We start from the raw sequence: 13,203 nt of genomic DNA, 5'->3' as shown, positions 1-13,203 counted from the left end.
GTCAATGACGGTTGTTGCGAATTTGGTCCAGCATCTTCCTGTCAATGAAGATGTAATTCCCGATCGTTATCCTGGCTGCATCTCTCAGGTTTTTTGAGGATTTTGCCTGATACTGGTAATATTTGTCGGCGAATTCTTTTTCGTACTGGAAGTCCATGCCTTTGGGAGCGGCCGAAATCGTGGCTCCGGCGCTGGGTGATTTTGGAGCCACATCTTCGGGAAAGCACATGTCGGGGGATCGAGCGCTTGGCTCCTTTTCTGCCGCCGACTTGTTTCGTTCATAGGTATAGATGGCATCGGCTGCGCTGTAGCCTGATGGACCGATCCGCAGCCCGATATATTCATAGAACAGTCCGCCCGACGGGTCCGATCTTTCGCCGACGAAGCGAATGACGAGGACACCTCCGTCTGCTGGCATGGCTGATGATATTTGTGGAAGCAGGCGCGAAAGGTCATCTCGCTCCCGAGCGCTGGCGATGTATTCAAAGGTCAGAAGGTTCAAAACCCCGGCAACTATCTGAATGCCATCTTCGTGAAAATTTCCACCGCCTTCCAATGATATACCTTTAGATTTTGATTTTGCAGCGGCGTTGGTGGCTCGTTGTAAACGCTTTCGGTCAGCGATACTTGGCATGTTGGGCTCCGAATCCTATTTTCGCGATCATACTAAAAAGTATTTCCAGCTTAAATGAGAAGATGTGTGGCGCTATTTCAGGGGTGAGCCCGAAGTAGGTACTTTTTCCGAAATCAAAGTCTCGAAGGAAGGTCGCGGGCCGTGGCAGTCGCGCTGCTCGCGCCCCGCAAGGCTTGCCTATGCCGCATCGCACCCCATCTACGGCAAAACCCGCGCCGCGCCTCTTGAAGCGTGCGAACAAATCTGGAACACAGCCTTCCCATGAGTCTCACCCACATCACCGTGCGCGGCGCGCGCGAGCATAACCTCAAGGGCTTCGACATCGCGCTCCCGCGTGAGAAGCTGATCGTCATCACCGGCCTCTCGGGCTCGGGCAAGTCGAGCCTGGCGTTCGATACGATCTATGCCGAGGGCCAGCGCCGCTACGTGGAAAGCCTCAGCGCCTATGCGCGCCAGTTCCTCGAGATGATGCAGAAGCCGGATGTCGAGCATATCGACGGCCTCTCGCCCGCGATCTCGATCGAGCAGAAGACCACCAGCCGCAACCCGCGCTCGACGGTGGCGACCGTCACCGAGATCTGGGACTACATGCGCCTCCTGTGGGCGCGCGTCGGCGTGCCCTACTCGCCCGCCACCGGCCTGCCGATCGAGGCGCAGACCGTCTCCAACATGGTCGACCGGGTGATGGCGCTGCCCGAGGGCACGCGCCTCTACCTGCTCGCCCCGGTGGTGCGGGGCCGCAAGGGCGAATACCGCAAGGAACTCGCCGAGTGGCAGAAGGCGGGCTACACCCGCGTGCGCATCGACGGCGAGTTCTACGCGATCGAGGATGCACCCGCGCTCGACAAGAAGTTCAAGCACGACATCGAGGTCGTGGTGGACCGCATCGCGGTGAAGCAGGGCATCCAGACCCGCCTTGCCGACAGCTTCGAACAGGCGCTCAAGCTGGCCGAGGGGCTGGCCTATGCCGACATGGCCGACGGCAACGTGCCGGGCCGTGAAGAGGAAGGGCAGGGCAAGAACCTGAAAGGCGCCGGCCTGCCCGCCAACCGCATCGTCTTCTCGGAGAAGTTCGCCTGCCCCGTCAGCGGCTTCACCATCGAGGAGATCGAGCCGCGCCTGTTCTCGTTCAACGCCCCGCAGGGCGCGTGCCCGGCCTGTGACGGTCTGGGTGAGAAGCTGCTGTTCGACCCGCAGCTGGTCGTCCCGAACGAGCACCTCTCGCTCAAGCAGGGCGCCATCGTGCCCTGGGCCAAGTCCAACCCGCCGAGCCCCTATTACATGCAGGTGCTCTCCAGCCTCGCCGCGCACTTCGGCTTCGCGCTGACGACGCCGTGGGACGAGCTGCCCGGCGAGGTGAAGCTGGTGATCCTCTACGGCACCGGCGGCAAGGCGGTCCCGCTGACCTTCAAGGACGGGAAGAAGGAATACACCGTCAACAAGGCGTTCGAGGGCGTCATCGGCAACCTCAACCGCCGCATGGTGCAGACCGACAGCGCCTGGACGCGCGAGGAACTGGCCAAGTTCCAGACCGCGCAGCCGTGCGAGACCTGCGACGGCAAGCGCCTCAAGCCCGAGGCGCTCTCGGTCAAGATCGCCGGCAGCGACATCGCCGACGCCGCGCGCCTCTCGGTGGCGGACGGGTTCAGGTGGTTCGGCGAGCTGGAGGGCAAGCTCACCAGCCAGCAGCAGCAGATCGCCCGCGCCATCCTCAAGGAGATCAACGAGCGCCTCGGCTTCCTCAACAACGTCGGGCTCGACTACCTCAACCTCGACCGCACCTCGGGCACCCTGTCCGGCGGCGAGAGCCAGCGCATCCGCCTCGCCAGCCAGATCGGCTCGGGCCTCTCGGGCGTGCTCTACGTGCTCGACGAGCCCAGCATCGGCCTGCACCAGCGCGACAACGACATGCTGCTGGAAACCCTCAAGCGCCTGCGCGACCTCGGCAACACCGTGATCGTGGTGGAGCATGACGAGGACGCCATCCGCACCGCCGATTACCTCGTGGACCTCGGCCCCGGCGCGGGCGTCCACGGCGGGCAGGTGGTCGCCGAAGGCACGCTCAAGCAGGTGCTCAAGAGCAAGGAGAGCCTCACCGCGCAGTACCTCAACGGCACCCGCCGGATCGAGGTGCCCAGGGAACGGCGCAAGGGCAACGGCCACTTCGTCACCGTAGAGAACGCGCGCGCCAACAACCTGACCGGCGTGACGGCGAAGTTCCCGCTCGGCACCTTCTGTTGCGTCACCGGCGTGTCCGGCTCGGGCAAGTCCTCGCTCACCATCGACACGCTGCAGGCGGGTGCCAGCCGCCAGCTCAACGGCGCGCGGGTCATCGCGGGCGCGCATGATAAAATCACCGGGCTCGAAAAGTGCGACAAGGTGATCGAGATCGACCAGTCGCCCATCGGCCGCACCCCGCGCTCCAACCCCGCCACCTACACCGGCGCCTTCACCCAGATCCGCGACTGGTTCGCCGGACTGCCGGAGTCCGAGGCGCGCGGCTACAAGCCCGGCCGCTTCAGCTTCAACGTCAAGGGCGGCCGCTGCGAAGCGTGCCAGGGCGACGGCCTCATCAAGATCGAGATGCACTTCCTGCCCGACGTCTACGTGACGTGCGAGGAATGCCACGGCAAGCGCTACAACCGCGAGACGCTGGAAGTGAAGTTCAAGGGCATGTCCATCGCCGACGTGCTCGACATGACGATCGAGGACGCCGAGGAATTCTTCAAGGCCGTCCCCCCGATCCGCGATAAAATGCACATGCTGAACGAAGTCGGCCTCGGCTACGTCAAGGTCGGCCAGCAGGCGACGACCCTGTCCGGCGGCGAGGCGCAGCGCGTGAAACTGGCCAAGGAACTCGCCCGCCGCTCCACCGGCCAGACCCTCTACATCCTCGACGAACCCACCACCGGCCTCCACTTCGAAGACGTGCGCAAACTCCTCGAAGTGCTGCACCGCCTCGTCGACCAGGGCAACTCGGTGGTCGTGATCGAACACAACCTCGACGTCATCAAGACCGCCGACTGGATCATCGACATGGGCCCCGAAGGCGGCGTCCGCGGCGGCCAGATCGTCGCCGAAGGCACGCCCGAAGAGGTGGTGAAGGTCAAGGGCAGTTTTACGGGAAGCTACCTCAAGCCGCTGCTGGGAAGCTGGGCGAAGTAACGCGCGCATTCCTCCCGGGGCTTGTCTCGGGGAGGGGAGAGGTGGGTTACGCCAAGGAGAAGAAGGGAGCGCGAGGGCCATCGCCCCCGCGCTCCCTTTTTTCGTATCCGGTAAATTCGCCCGTGTTATCGCAGGAGCCGCGCAATTCCGCTTGCGCGGTGTTAAGTCTTTTCTTAACACAATCGGGCGATGAATGATTCGGACGACTACTCGGACATCGATTGTGAGCACGTTCTGAGCGGCGCTGCCGCGCGTGTGTTGATGGCAGCCAAGGTAGTTTCCGAATTCATGGAAGTTGAGACGCGAAAGCAGTCCCAACTTCTTTCAAGAATGAAGCTGTGGGCTGATGGGATCCCGCCGTCAAAGGAGCAATTTAACGGAAATGAAGGTCGCTGCGGGGGCGCAAACGACCGCATGCTGGTGGCCTTTAAGACCAATAAGGTGCGACTTTATGGATTCGTTCGTCACTACAGGGGTGTTAAAACAGTTATTATAGTCGATATAGATGCTGCCAAGAAACAAGACAAGGCTAGTCCTAGAATATTAAGGCGAGCCAAGGAGGCGGCGGTATTATTCGACGGAAAATGTGGTGATTGACATGGGGAATTTCTTTAAGGATCGTATTGATAGCGACGAATTCAGAGAGGAATATTTTGTTGCTGAGGCTCAAGCTCGACTTGATAGCCTCCTTGATGAGAAAGGTGTGACTCGCGCGGAATTGGCTCGAAAGCTGGATGTCTCGCGTGCTCGTGTTTCTCAAATCTTTTCTGATGACGCTAATAACCTTACGTTGCGACTTCTTGCGCGGAGTTTCCTTGCGCTGGGTGAGCAGCCGATGATCCTTACGAAAAGCGAGTTTGAGAAGCTGCAGAAGCGTTCTGAAATGACGGCGGCAGTTACTCGCGCTCAATCCTCTCGCGCTACGCCAAATCAAGAGGTGCTTACTGCATCTCTGATTGCTGAGTTGCTGCGCAGTGTGCCGCTCACTCATAGCGGTGATCGAGAAAAAACGGGTCGACGAAATGGGAATGTACGGAATTGGGCTGAGCACGGCTCAAATGTATTTCCATTGAGGAGGGCTGTTAATGGCTAAATCGAAGAACGTTTCGGTTGATAGCACTCTTCCAATTTCGAGTGATGATCGAAAAATTGATCCTGACGTTTATAATGACGTGGCTCGCTGCGCTCAACTTTTGTCAATCCAGCTTATAGAGTCAAATTTCAATATTTCTCCTTCTTTCTTTGAAGAGGAATATGTAGATAGGCAGATGAAGATTGACGTGGACAATGTCCATGCATCTTTTGATGAAGAAAATAGAATAGCTACCTGCGTATTCCATTTTGAAACTTATCATAAAAAAGCGCGGAGAAAGGTTTTTTCGCTCAAAGATAAATTCATCGTATTTTATCATATAGATAATGAATGTGATGATTTTCATGCGCTGGCATTCGCCAATAGAGTTGGGTTTATGGCCGCATATCCGTATTTTCGGACGCATGTAGCGGAAACAGCATCTCTCGCAGCAGCGGATATCCCCGTACTGCCGACTGTTTCATCTATGCCTGTAAAAAGAAGAAGCTCTCAGGAGGAAGTAAAATGATCTGCAATTTATAGGGGCATTTTGCCCTCGGAGCAGAAAATATGTCTTCGTGCACTGATTTGCTTGGTGATCGCTGGGAAATTTATTCTACGATCACGGGTTGGCGTTGGCGTCGAACCGCAAGTAACGGTCGGATTGTTGGAGCTTCTACTGAAGCTTATGTGAACAAATCGGACTGTGAGGCGAATGCTCGTCGCAATGGTATGACCTGCACTCCCTATTGAGTGCTTTGGCGGCACGCATTTATTGCGTGCCGCCTTTTTACTTTCCTACAGCCTCCCGCATGCGATAACTAAACCGTTCACCTCGGCGCGGCCGTTCGGGTTGCGTCGTGGCCTTTCGTGGCTTTTCTCTTGCGCGAGGCGGACGATGGCGGACTTTTCCGAGGGTTTCGGTGTGGACGGTGGCTCTGGCATGGGGCCTGTGCCCCTCCACCATGCTTCGCATGGTCCCCCTCCCCGGGACGGGGAGGAACGGGCGCGGTTCGGGCGGGGGTGGATTCCGGCCTCTCGCGATATCGGGATTCCGGGGGAGGGCGCTGCGTCGACATTCCGGGAGCGCGAGGGCGATGGCCCTCGCTCTTTCTCTTCCTCTTCAACCTCGTCCGACTTTGCCAGCGATCCCGGCCTGCGCCGGGATGACGGGTGTGTCCCCCATACCGCGTGGGATGCCGACAGGCGCGTTCGTTTCCTGCACCATCTGGCCGACAAGGGCGACGTGCGGGCGGCTTGCGGTCGGGTGGGGATGAGCCGGACTTCGGCGTATCTGCTGCGGCGGCGCGATGCGGCATTTGCTCGGGCGTGGCAGGCGGCTCTGGTGCAGGCGCGGCGGCATGTGGAGGAGGTGCTGGCGACGCGGGCGCTCGACGGGGTTGAGGAGGCGGTGTGGTTTCGCGGCGAGCTGGTGGGCACGCGGCGGCGGTATGACTCGCGGCTGTTGCTGGCGCATCTGGCGCGGCTCGACTACATGGCCGGGGAAGATGGGGCCGGGGAAGATGGGGGCGAGGCGGATCGCTTCAACGAGATGCTGGCGCTGGTCGCCGGGGAGCGGGCCGACGAGGCGCTCCGGGAGGCGGGTGCGGCGGCGGATGCCTTGCCGCTGGCGCGGGAGGACTACCTGACCGAGAGCGTCGAGCCTGCCTATATCGACGCCAACGAGGCGTGGATCGACGCGGTGGAGGGCATGGACGCCGCCTTCGAGGAGGCGCACGGTTTCAGTCCCGACGACGAGGAGGAGCTTGCGGCGCATCCTGCGGTGGAGGCGCCGGACTATCCGCCGGTGCCGACGCGCGAAGGCGTGCGGGCGGTCCATGCGGCGCGGTGGGACGATTGGCAGTCGCGCGCCTGTGCCCGCGTGGACCGGGCGCTGTTCGGGCCTGCCTCGGCGGAAGCGCCGATGGAGTTCAAGTCGCTGGAGGGAAGACCCGGAAGGGGGCGGGCGGTTGCGGCTCTGGACCGTGTAAACCGTGTAAACCTGTCGCGGCCCGTCGATGGCGGGGCACGGTTCGGCAAAACCTTCGTGGGGTCGGGAACGCTTTGGCAGGCGCGCTGTTATCGAGTGTGAAGGCCGGCGCGGCGCTTCCCCCACCCCCTCCCAGCTGCGCCGGCCGACCTTTTTCTCTTCGAAAAATCAGTCGGTTGCGCGGGCGCTGTGTCGAGCGGGATTACTCGCCGAGGACGGCCAGTTCCACCTTGCCGCTGCCCATGCGCGCGATGCCGATTTCCTCGGCGGCGGCGTCGGACAGGTCGATCACGCGGTTGCCGTGGAACGGGCCGCGATCGTTGATGGTGACGACGACGGTCTCGCCGTTGGCGGGGTTGGTCACCTGGACCTGGGTGCCGAAGGGCAGGGTGCGGTGCGCGGCGGTCAGCGCGTCGGGGGCGTAGCGCTCCCCGCTGGCGGTGCGAGCACCCTTGAGGTGGCGGCCGTAATAGCTGGCCATGCCGCCGGCGATCTTCTCGAGGCTGGGGGCTTCGTCGATGACGGGAGCGGCGGTGACGGGAGCAAGCGGGGCAGCGACGGCGTTGACGCCAGCGACTACGGGAACGACCGGGGCTTCAGCCTGTGCAGGCCCTGCAAAGGGCAGGACAACGGCGCAGAGCGCCAGAAGGCTGATCGATCGTACCTGCAAAACCTACCCCGCTTCGTCGTTGACGATGGCGGGAGTCCTAACTGCGCGGGTTCCCGAAGGCCACCCATGCAAAAGCGGCCCGTCGCGCTTTGGCAACGGGCCGCCGGATGCGGTTAAGCTGTTGGAAAGACTCCGAGGGGCTTAGCGCCAGAGTCAGCGAGAGTCTCGCTGGGCCAGCAGGCGCAGGCGCAGGGCGTTGAGCTTGATGAAGCCCGCGGCGTCCTTCTGGTCGTAGGCGCCGGCGTCATCCTCGAAGGTGACGTGGCGTTCGGAATACAGCGAATCGGCGCTCTTGCGACCGACGACCGAGGCCGAGCCCTTGTAGAGCTTGAGGCGGACGGTGCCGTTGACGCGGGCCTGCGAGTGGTCGATCGCGGCCTGCAGCATCTCGCGCTCGGGGGCGAACCAGAAGCCGTTGTAGATGAGCTCCGCGTACTTCGGCATCAGCTCGTCCTTGAGGTGGGCGGCGCCGCGATCGAGCGTGATCTGCTCGATGCCGCGATGGGCACGGGCGTAGATCTCGCCGCCGGGGGTCTCGTACATGCCGCGCGACTTCATGCCGACGAAGCGGTTTTCTACGAGGTCGAGGCGGCCGATGCCGTGCTTGCGGCCAAGCTCGTTGAGCGCGGTGAGGAGGGCGGCCGGGCTCATCGCCACGCCGTTGAGGGCGACGCCGTCACCCTTCTCGAAGTCGACGGTGATGTATTCCGGCTCGTTCGGCGCATCTTCCGGGTTGACGGTGCGCGAGTAGACGTAGTCGGGGGTCTCTTCCCACGGGTTCTCCAGCACCTTGCCCTCGGACGAGGTGTGCAGGAGGTTGGCGTCGGTCGAGAACGGGCTTTCGCCGCGCTTGTCCTTGGGGACGGGGATCTGGTGCTGCTCGGCCCAGGCGATGAGGGCGGTACGGCTGGTGAGATCCCACTCGCGCCAGGGGGCGATGACCTTGATGTTCGGGTCGAGCGCGTAGGCGGACAGCTCGAAGCGGACCTGGTCGTTGCCCTTGCCGGTGGCGCCATGGGCGACAGCGTCGGCGCCGGTCTCGTGCGCGATCTCGATCAGGCGCTTGGAGATGAGCGGGCGGGCGATCGAGGTGCCGAGGAGGTAGTCGCCCTCGTAGCGGGCGTTGGCGCGCATCATCGGGAAGACGAAGTCGCGCACGAATTCCTCGCGCAGGTCGTCGATGTAGATGTTCTCGTCCGGCAGGCCCATCAGCTTCGCCTTGGCGCGCGCGGGCTCGAGCTCCTCGCCCTGGCCGAGGTCGGCGGTGAAGGTCACGACCTCGCAGTTGTAGGTGACCTGGAGCCACTTGAGGATGACGCTGGTGTCGAGACCGCCGGAGTAGGCGAGGACGACCTTCTTGATGCTGTCGGACATGGGCACGGGCTTTCGCGGAAAATGGGCGTTGAAAGTTTGGGCGCGCGGCTAGCAGGTGCGCCCAGACTTCGCAATGCGGTATCGGGGCGGTGTCAGGCGCCGAGCAGCACCTTCTCGCCTTCCGCGATGTAGTCCCGGGTGAGCGGAAGGGCGTGGCGGCTGCGGGTGTACTGGATCTGGTAGTTGCACATGCCGCCGCTCTCGAACGCTGCCGTCGCGCCGGAGAGGTAGAATATCCACATGCGGTAGAAGCGCTCGTCGTAAAGGCTTACGATGGCGTCTTTGTTGGCGACGCAGCGCTTGTACCACTGGCGCAGGGTCTTGGCGTAGTGGAGGCGCAGGTTCTCTACGTCGGTGGCGATCAGGCGGACCTTCTCGCTCGATTCCACCGTCTCGCTGAGCGCCGGGATGTAGCCGCCGGGGAAGATGTACTTGCGGGTGAAGGCGTCGGTCGAGCCCGGTCCGCCCATGCGGCCGATGGTGTGGAGGAGCATCACGCCCTCGTCGTCCAGCATCGTCGCGCAGTCGCGGAAGAAGCGGTCGAACTGGGCTTGGCCGACATGTTCGAACATGCCGACCGAGACGATGCGCTCGAACTTGTCGCCCCTTGCCGCGAGGTCGCGGTAGTCGATCAGCTCGAAGTCGATGCGGCCCGAGACGCCGGCCTCCACCGCGCGTTCGCGGGCGAGGGCGAGCTGCTCCTCGCTCAGCGTGATGCCCTTGACCGAAACGTCGAAGTGCTTGGCGAGGTAGATCGCCATGCCGCCCCAGCCGCAGCCGATATCGAGCACCTTCTGCCCCGGCTCGATTGCCAGCTTGGCGGCGATGTGGGCGAGCTTGGCCGTCTGCGCCTGCTCCAGCGTGATGTCGTCGCTGGGCCAGTAGGCGCAGGAATACTGCATGTGCTCGGTATCGAGGAACAGGTTATAGAGGTCGTTGCCCACGTCATAGTGGTGGGCGATGTTCTTCTTCGCGCTGGCGGCGCGGTTGATCCCGTCGACGAGGGTGACGACCTTGCCGACCGCGATCTTGAGGCGGCTCTGTTCCTTCAGTTCGCCGCCCTTGTCCCAGCGGGCATTGGCGCGCAGCAGTTCCACCAGTTCCATGATGTCGCCCTGCTCGACTTCGAGCAGGCCATCCATGAAGGCCTCGGCGGCGCCAAGGCGCGGATCGCGCAGGATGCGGCGTTCGGCATCCTTGCTGGTCAGGCGGATGCGGACATTGGGAAAGCCGTCGTAAGGGGTTCCAAAGCGACGGACGGATCCGTCGGGGCGGGCCAGTTCGAGCACGCCCTGTCGGACGCCGCGCTCGAGGAAGCGGTCAAGTATGCCGAGTGCCATCAGGGGTTTGTGCGGGGGCAATTCCCCATGCGCAAGGGGCCTTGTGTTGAGAAATGCACAATCGCTACTCCCTTGCCAGGAACAGCACGTCGCGGGGCTGAGACAGCAGGTGCTGGCCCGAATCGACGTAGAGCGTCTCCCCGCTTTCCAGCCATCCGCCCGCAAGGAACAGCGCCGCTCCCGCTACGTCCTCGGGCGTGGCGCGGCGGCCTAGCAGGTTCATCCGGTGCGAGACTTCGGCTTCCGCCTCGCTCTGGTCATGGCTGGCGAGGATCGCGCCCGGCGCGATGCCGTAGACGCGGTCCCGCGCATCCGTTCGCGCCATCGACAGCATCGGGATGGTGGCGGCGATGGCGTGCTTGCTCATCGTGTAGGAGAAGAAGTCCGGGTTGGGGTTGAGCAGCTTCTGGTCCGTCACATGGATCAGCCGTCGCCCGCCACCGGCACGGGCATGGGCGAGGAACGCCTGTCCGAGCCGCGCCGGGGTGCCCGCGTTGACCCGCATCGCCGCCTCGAAGGTCGGCGGATCGAGCGTTTCGGCGGTGTCGAGGTCGAACACGCCCGCGCAGTTCACCAGCACGCGCCAGTCCGGCAGCCGCTTCGCCAGCGCGCGGACCATGGCGGGGCCTTCATCCCAGTCGTCGAGTTCGCACGAGATCGTCTCGGCGCTGGGCAGTTGCGCGGCGAGGTCTTCGGCCTGTGCCTGCGAGCGGCCGTAATGGATGACGACGTGCCAGCCCGCCGCTCCGAAGGCGCGGGCGATGGCGGCGCCGATTCGCTTGGCGCCGCCGGTGACGAGCATGGCGGGGCGATTGGGTTCGATTTCGTTCATCAAACAATCCTCTGTGATGAACAAAAAGCGAGAGGTTTACACGGTTTACACGGTCCTGGAGCAAAACTCCGGGCCTCCTCTGCGAGCTCCCGGAAGGAGCAGGCAGACGGGCCGGAAAGGGGTGTAAATCGCTGAAACATGGCCGCATTGGAGCATAGGCGGGACTTGTAGGAAAGCCTCGCGCCGATGCCATTCACACCCTGATCGCTCCGGCGCCCTGCATCATCCGCACAAAGCAGAAGGCGCGCCGTCCGGAGGGACGACGCGCCTTCTGCAAGCCCGCTATTGGGGACCGTTTAAAGATCAGCGGCAGCGCGGACGGTCGCCGCCACGGTCGATCTCGCGACCGAGCACTGCGCCGCCGGCAGCGCCGAGCAGGGTGCCGACGGTGCGGTCGCCGCGGGTGTCGATCGCGCGGCCGGCAAGGGCGCCGGCGACGCCGCCGATCAGCAGGCCGGTCGTGCCGTTCGACTTCTTGCAGTAGTAGCGACCGTTGTTGCCGCGCCAGTACTTCACGCCGCGATCGTTGTGATAGCGGCGGTGGTCGCGTGCTTCCGCCGGAGCGGTAAAGGCCACGGTGGCCGGAATGGTGAGCGCCATCATGGTGGCGGCGAGAATAGCTTTACGCATAGAGTGTGCCCTCAATTAGGTGCGTGGAATGATCTGGTAACGCCGCTCATCGTTCATTGATCCACAACGCCAGATGAACGACGGGCGCTCCGGAAAAATGCGTGACGAGTTGCTCGGCACAAGCGACGAAACGAGGGAAATGTTTCGGGTTAGAAACACTTGGGGCGGCGAAAGGGTGCCCCAATTTCGGCAACGCGGCGCGGCAGGAATTGCGTTGGCCGCATTTGGTCCCCCACGGTAGAGCAGCAGGGCGCCTATCCGGAGACCAGCCTTGCCCATCCGTGTCCTTCGTACCGTCCTCGCCTCGCTTGCGGTCCTCGCCGCAATGCCCTCGGCGACCGCTTTCGCCGCGCCGGAAAAGCCTGCGGCCAAGCGGCTGGTGATCGTCGATCAGGATGCGTTCGAGGGGCCGGGGCTCCAGCCGATCCTCATGCTGCTGCAGGGTCCGGGCGTGGAAGTGCTGGGCATCACCACCGTCAGCGGCGACGGCTGGGCGCCCGAGGAGACGGCAGCGACGCTTCGGATGCTGGAACTGATCGGGCGCGCCGACGTGCCGGTGGTGCAGGGCGCGGTGTTTCCCATGGTGAACACGAAGGAAGGGATGCGCCGCCGCGAGGCGCTCTACGGGCCGATGCCCTACAAGGGGGCGTGGATGGACTCATGGCCAGCCTACAACACGATGAAGCGCCGCGAACCGCATGGGCCGTTCGACGTGCCGCCGCTTCCGGAAGGAATGCCCAAGGCCAAGGCGCGCGAGGGCTCGGCGGCGGAGTTCCTGCTGGATATGACGCGCAAGTATCCCGGGCAGGTCAGCATCGTCGCCATGGGGCCGCTCACCAACCTCGCGCTGGCGCAGCGGCTGGACGACGGGTTCGCAGGGCGGGTGAAGGAGCTTGTCACCGAAGGCGGCAACTTCATAGCCAGCGACATCGACGGCCAGCATGACGAGTTCGCGATGCAGACCGCCTATTCGCCGCGCATGTCGTTCAACCATTTCTTCGACCCCGAGGCTGCGCATGTGGTGTTCACGACGAAGTGGCAGCGGCTCGTGCTCGTGACGGGGGACGCCAACGAGGGCATCTTCGGCAGCCAGCCGCTGATCGACAAGGCGGTGGCGAGCGGTCGTCCGGTGGCGCGCTACGTCAAGCAGACCGCGCAGGCGGGCTTTCCGCTGTGGGACGAGGTTCAGGCGGCGGCGTGGCTGGAGCCCGGCATTGTCACCCGCAAGGGGCAACTCGCCATGGACGTCGACCTTATGCCGGGCGCCAACTACGGCGCGCTGCTGGCGTGGCCCGCAGGCAAGGGGCCGGGCATGGGCGAACAGGACGTCGATGTGGTCTACCGCGTGGACAAGGCGCGGGTGGAAGGGATGTTCGTCGATCTGCTGGGGAAGTAGAAATCCGTTCCCCTGCCCCCGCTCAGCCTGAGCGGGTTTGGAGGTGGGTGCTCCCTCTCTTTCGTCATTGCGAGCGTAGCGAAGCAATCCATGGTCGGCC

General features: G+C 63.2%; 13 protein-coding genes. 7 read left to right on the top strand and 6 right to left on the bottom strand.

The window, feature by feature from the left end; translation table 11 throughout:
- Position 1 precedes the first annotated feature (1 nt).
- Positions 2-634: a hypothetical protein gene (locus LO787_RS11685; RefSeq protein WP_232495998.1), complete on the bottom strand. Its 633-nt coding sequence runs from the start codon at positions 632-634 to the stop codon at positions 2-4.
- A 261-nt stretch (positions 635-895) separates the two neighbouring features.
- Here LO787_RS11685 and uvrA point away from each other — a divergent pair, with 261 nt between their 5' ends.
- The 6 genes from uvrA (at position 896) to LO787_RS11660 (ending at position 6,963) form a co-directional block, all read left to right on the top strand.
- A complete protein-coding gene (uvrA, locus tag LO787_RS11680; RefSeq protein ID WP_232495997.1) occupies positions 896-3,799 on the top strand; it encodes an excinuclease ABC subunit UvrA in 2,904 nt (967 codons plus the stop codon).
- A 189-nt stretch (positions 3,800-3,988) separates the two neighbouring features.
- Positions 3,989-4,396: a hypothetical protein gene (locus LO787_RS11675; protein ID WP_232495996.1), complete on the top strand. Its 408-nt coding sequence runs from the start codon at positions 3,989-3,991 to the stop codon at positions 4,394-4,396.
- Position 4,397: 1 nt separating this feature from the next.
- On the top strand, positions 4,398-4,892 hold the full coding sequence (locus tag LO787_RS11670) for a helix-turn-helix domain-containing protein (RefSeq protein ID WP_232496300.1): 495 nt from the start codon (positions 4,398-4,400) through the stop codon (positions 4,890-4,892).
- Complete coding sequence (locus tag LO787_RS11665; protein ID WP_232495995.1) at positions 4,885-5,400, top strand: hypothetical protein; 516 nt, start codon at positions 4,885-4,887, stop codon at positions 5,398-5,400. The genes LO787_RS11670 and LO787_RS11665 overlap by 8 nt, the downstream gene beginning before the upstream one ends.
- 41 nt (positions 5,401-5,441) lie before the next feature.
- The gene (locus tag LO787_RS26230) at positions 5,442-5,624 is read left to right on the top strand and encodes a DUF1508 domain-containing protein (RefSeq protein WP_420847800.1); all 183 of its coding nucleotides are present in this window, start codon (positions 5,442-5,444) and stop codon (positions 5,622-5,624) included.
- Between the two features lie 520 nt (positions 5,625-6,144).
- Entirely contained in the window at positions 6,145-6,963 is an 819-nt protein-coding gene (locus LO787_RS11660; RefSeq protein WP_232495994.1) for a hypothetical protein, read from the top strand.
- A gap of 100 nt (positions 6,964-7,063) precedes the next feature.
- On the opposite strand, the gene LO787_RS11655 is transcribed toward LO787_RS11660, so the two are convergent.
- The 5 genes from LO787_RS11655 to LO787_RS11635 all read right to left on the bottom strand — a co-directional run bounded on the left by LO787_RS11655 (position 7,064) and on the right by LO787_RS11635 (position 11,707).
- Positions 7,064-7,531: a septal ring lytic transglycosylase RlpA family protein gene (locus tag LO787_RS11655; RefSeq protein ID WP_232495993.1), complete on the bottom strand. Its 468-nt coding sequence runs from the start codon at positions 7,529-7,531 to the stop codon at positions 7,064-7,066.
- A gap of 153 nt (positions 7,532-7,684) precedes the next feature.
- Positions 7,685-8,905: an argininosuccinate synthase gene (locus LO787_RS11650; protein WP_232495992.1), complete on the bottom strand. Its 1,221-nt coding sequence runs from the start codon at positions 8,903-8,905 to the stop codon at positions 7,685-7,687.
- 92 nt (positions 8,906-8,997) lie between these two features.
- Positions 8,998-10,245: an SAM-dependent methyltransferase gene (locus tag LO787_RS11645; RefSeq protein WP_232495991.1), complete on the bottom strand. Its 1,248-nt coding sequence runs from the start codon at positions 10,243-10,245 to the stop codon at positions 8,998-9,000.
- Between the two features lie 64 nt (positions 10,246-10,309).
- Positions 10,310-11,077 carry an SDR family oxidoreductase gene (locus LO787_RS11640; protein WP_232495990.1) on the bottom strand — a complete coding sequence of 256 codons (768 nt, stop codon included), beginning with the start codon at positions 11,075-11,077 and terminating at the stop codon, positions 10,310-10,312.
- Between the two features lie 303 nt (positions 11,078-11,380).
- Positions 11,381-11,707: a glycine zipper 2TM domain-containing protein gene (locus LO787_RS11635; protein ID WP_232495989.1), complete on the bottom strand. Its 327-nt coding sequence runs from the start codon at positions 11,705-11,707 to the stop codon at positions 11,381-11,383.
- Positions 11,708-11,978: 271 nt separating this feature from the next.
- On the opposite strand from LO787_RS11635, the gene LO787_RS11630 reads away from it, so the two are divergent.
- Positions 11,979-13,103: a nucleoside hydrolase gene (locus tag LO787_RS11630; RefSeq protein WP_232495988.1), complete on the top strand. Its 1,125-nt coding sequence runs from the start codon at positions 11,979-11,981 to the stop codon at positions 13,101-13,103.
- Positions 13,104-13,203 lie beyond the last annotated feature (100 nt).

The sequence above is a fragment of the Novosphingobium kaempferiae genome (assembly GCF_021227995.1).
Taxonomy (GTDB): Bacteria; Pseudomonadota; Alphaproteobacteria; order Sphingomonadales; family Sphingomonadaceae; genus Novosphingobium; species Novosphingobium kaempferiae.
This window is presented reverse-complemented; position numbering and strand designations above follow the sequence as displayed.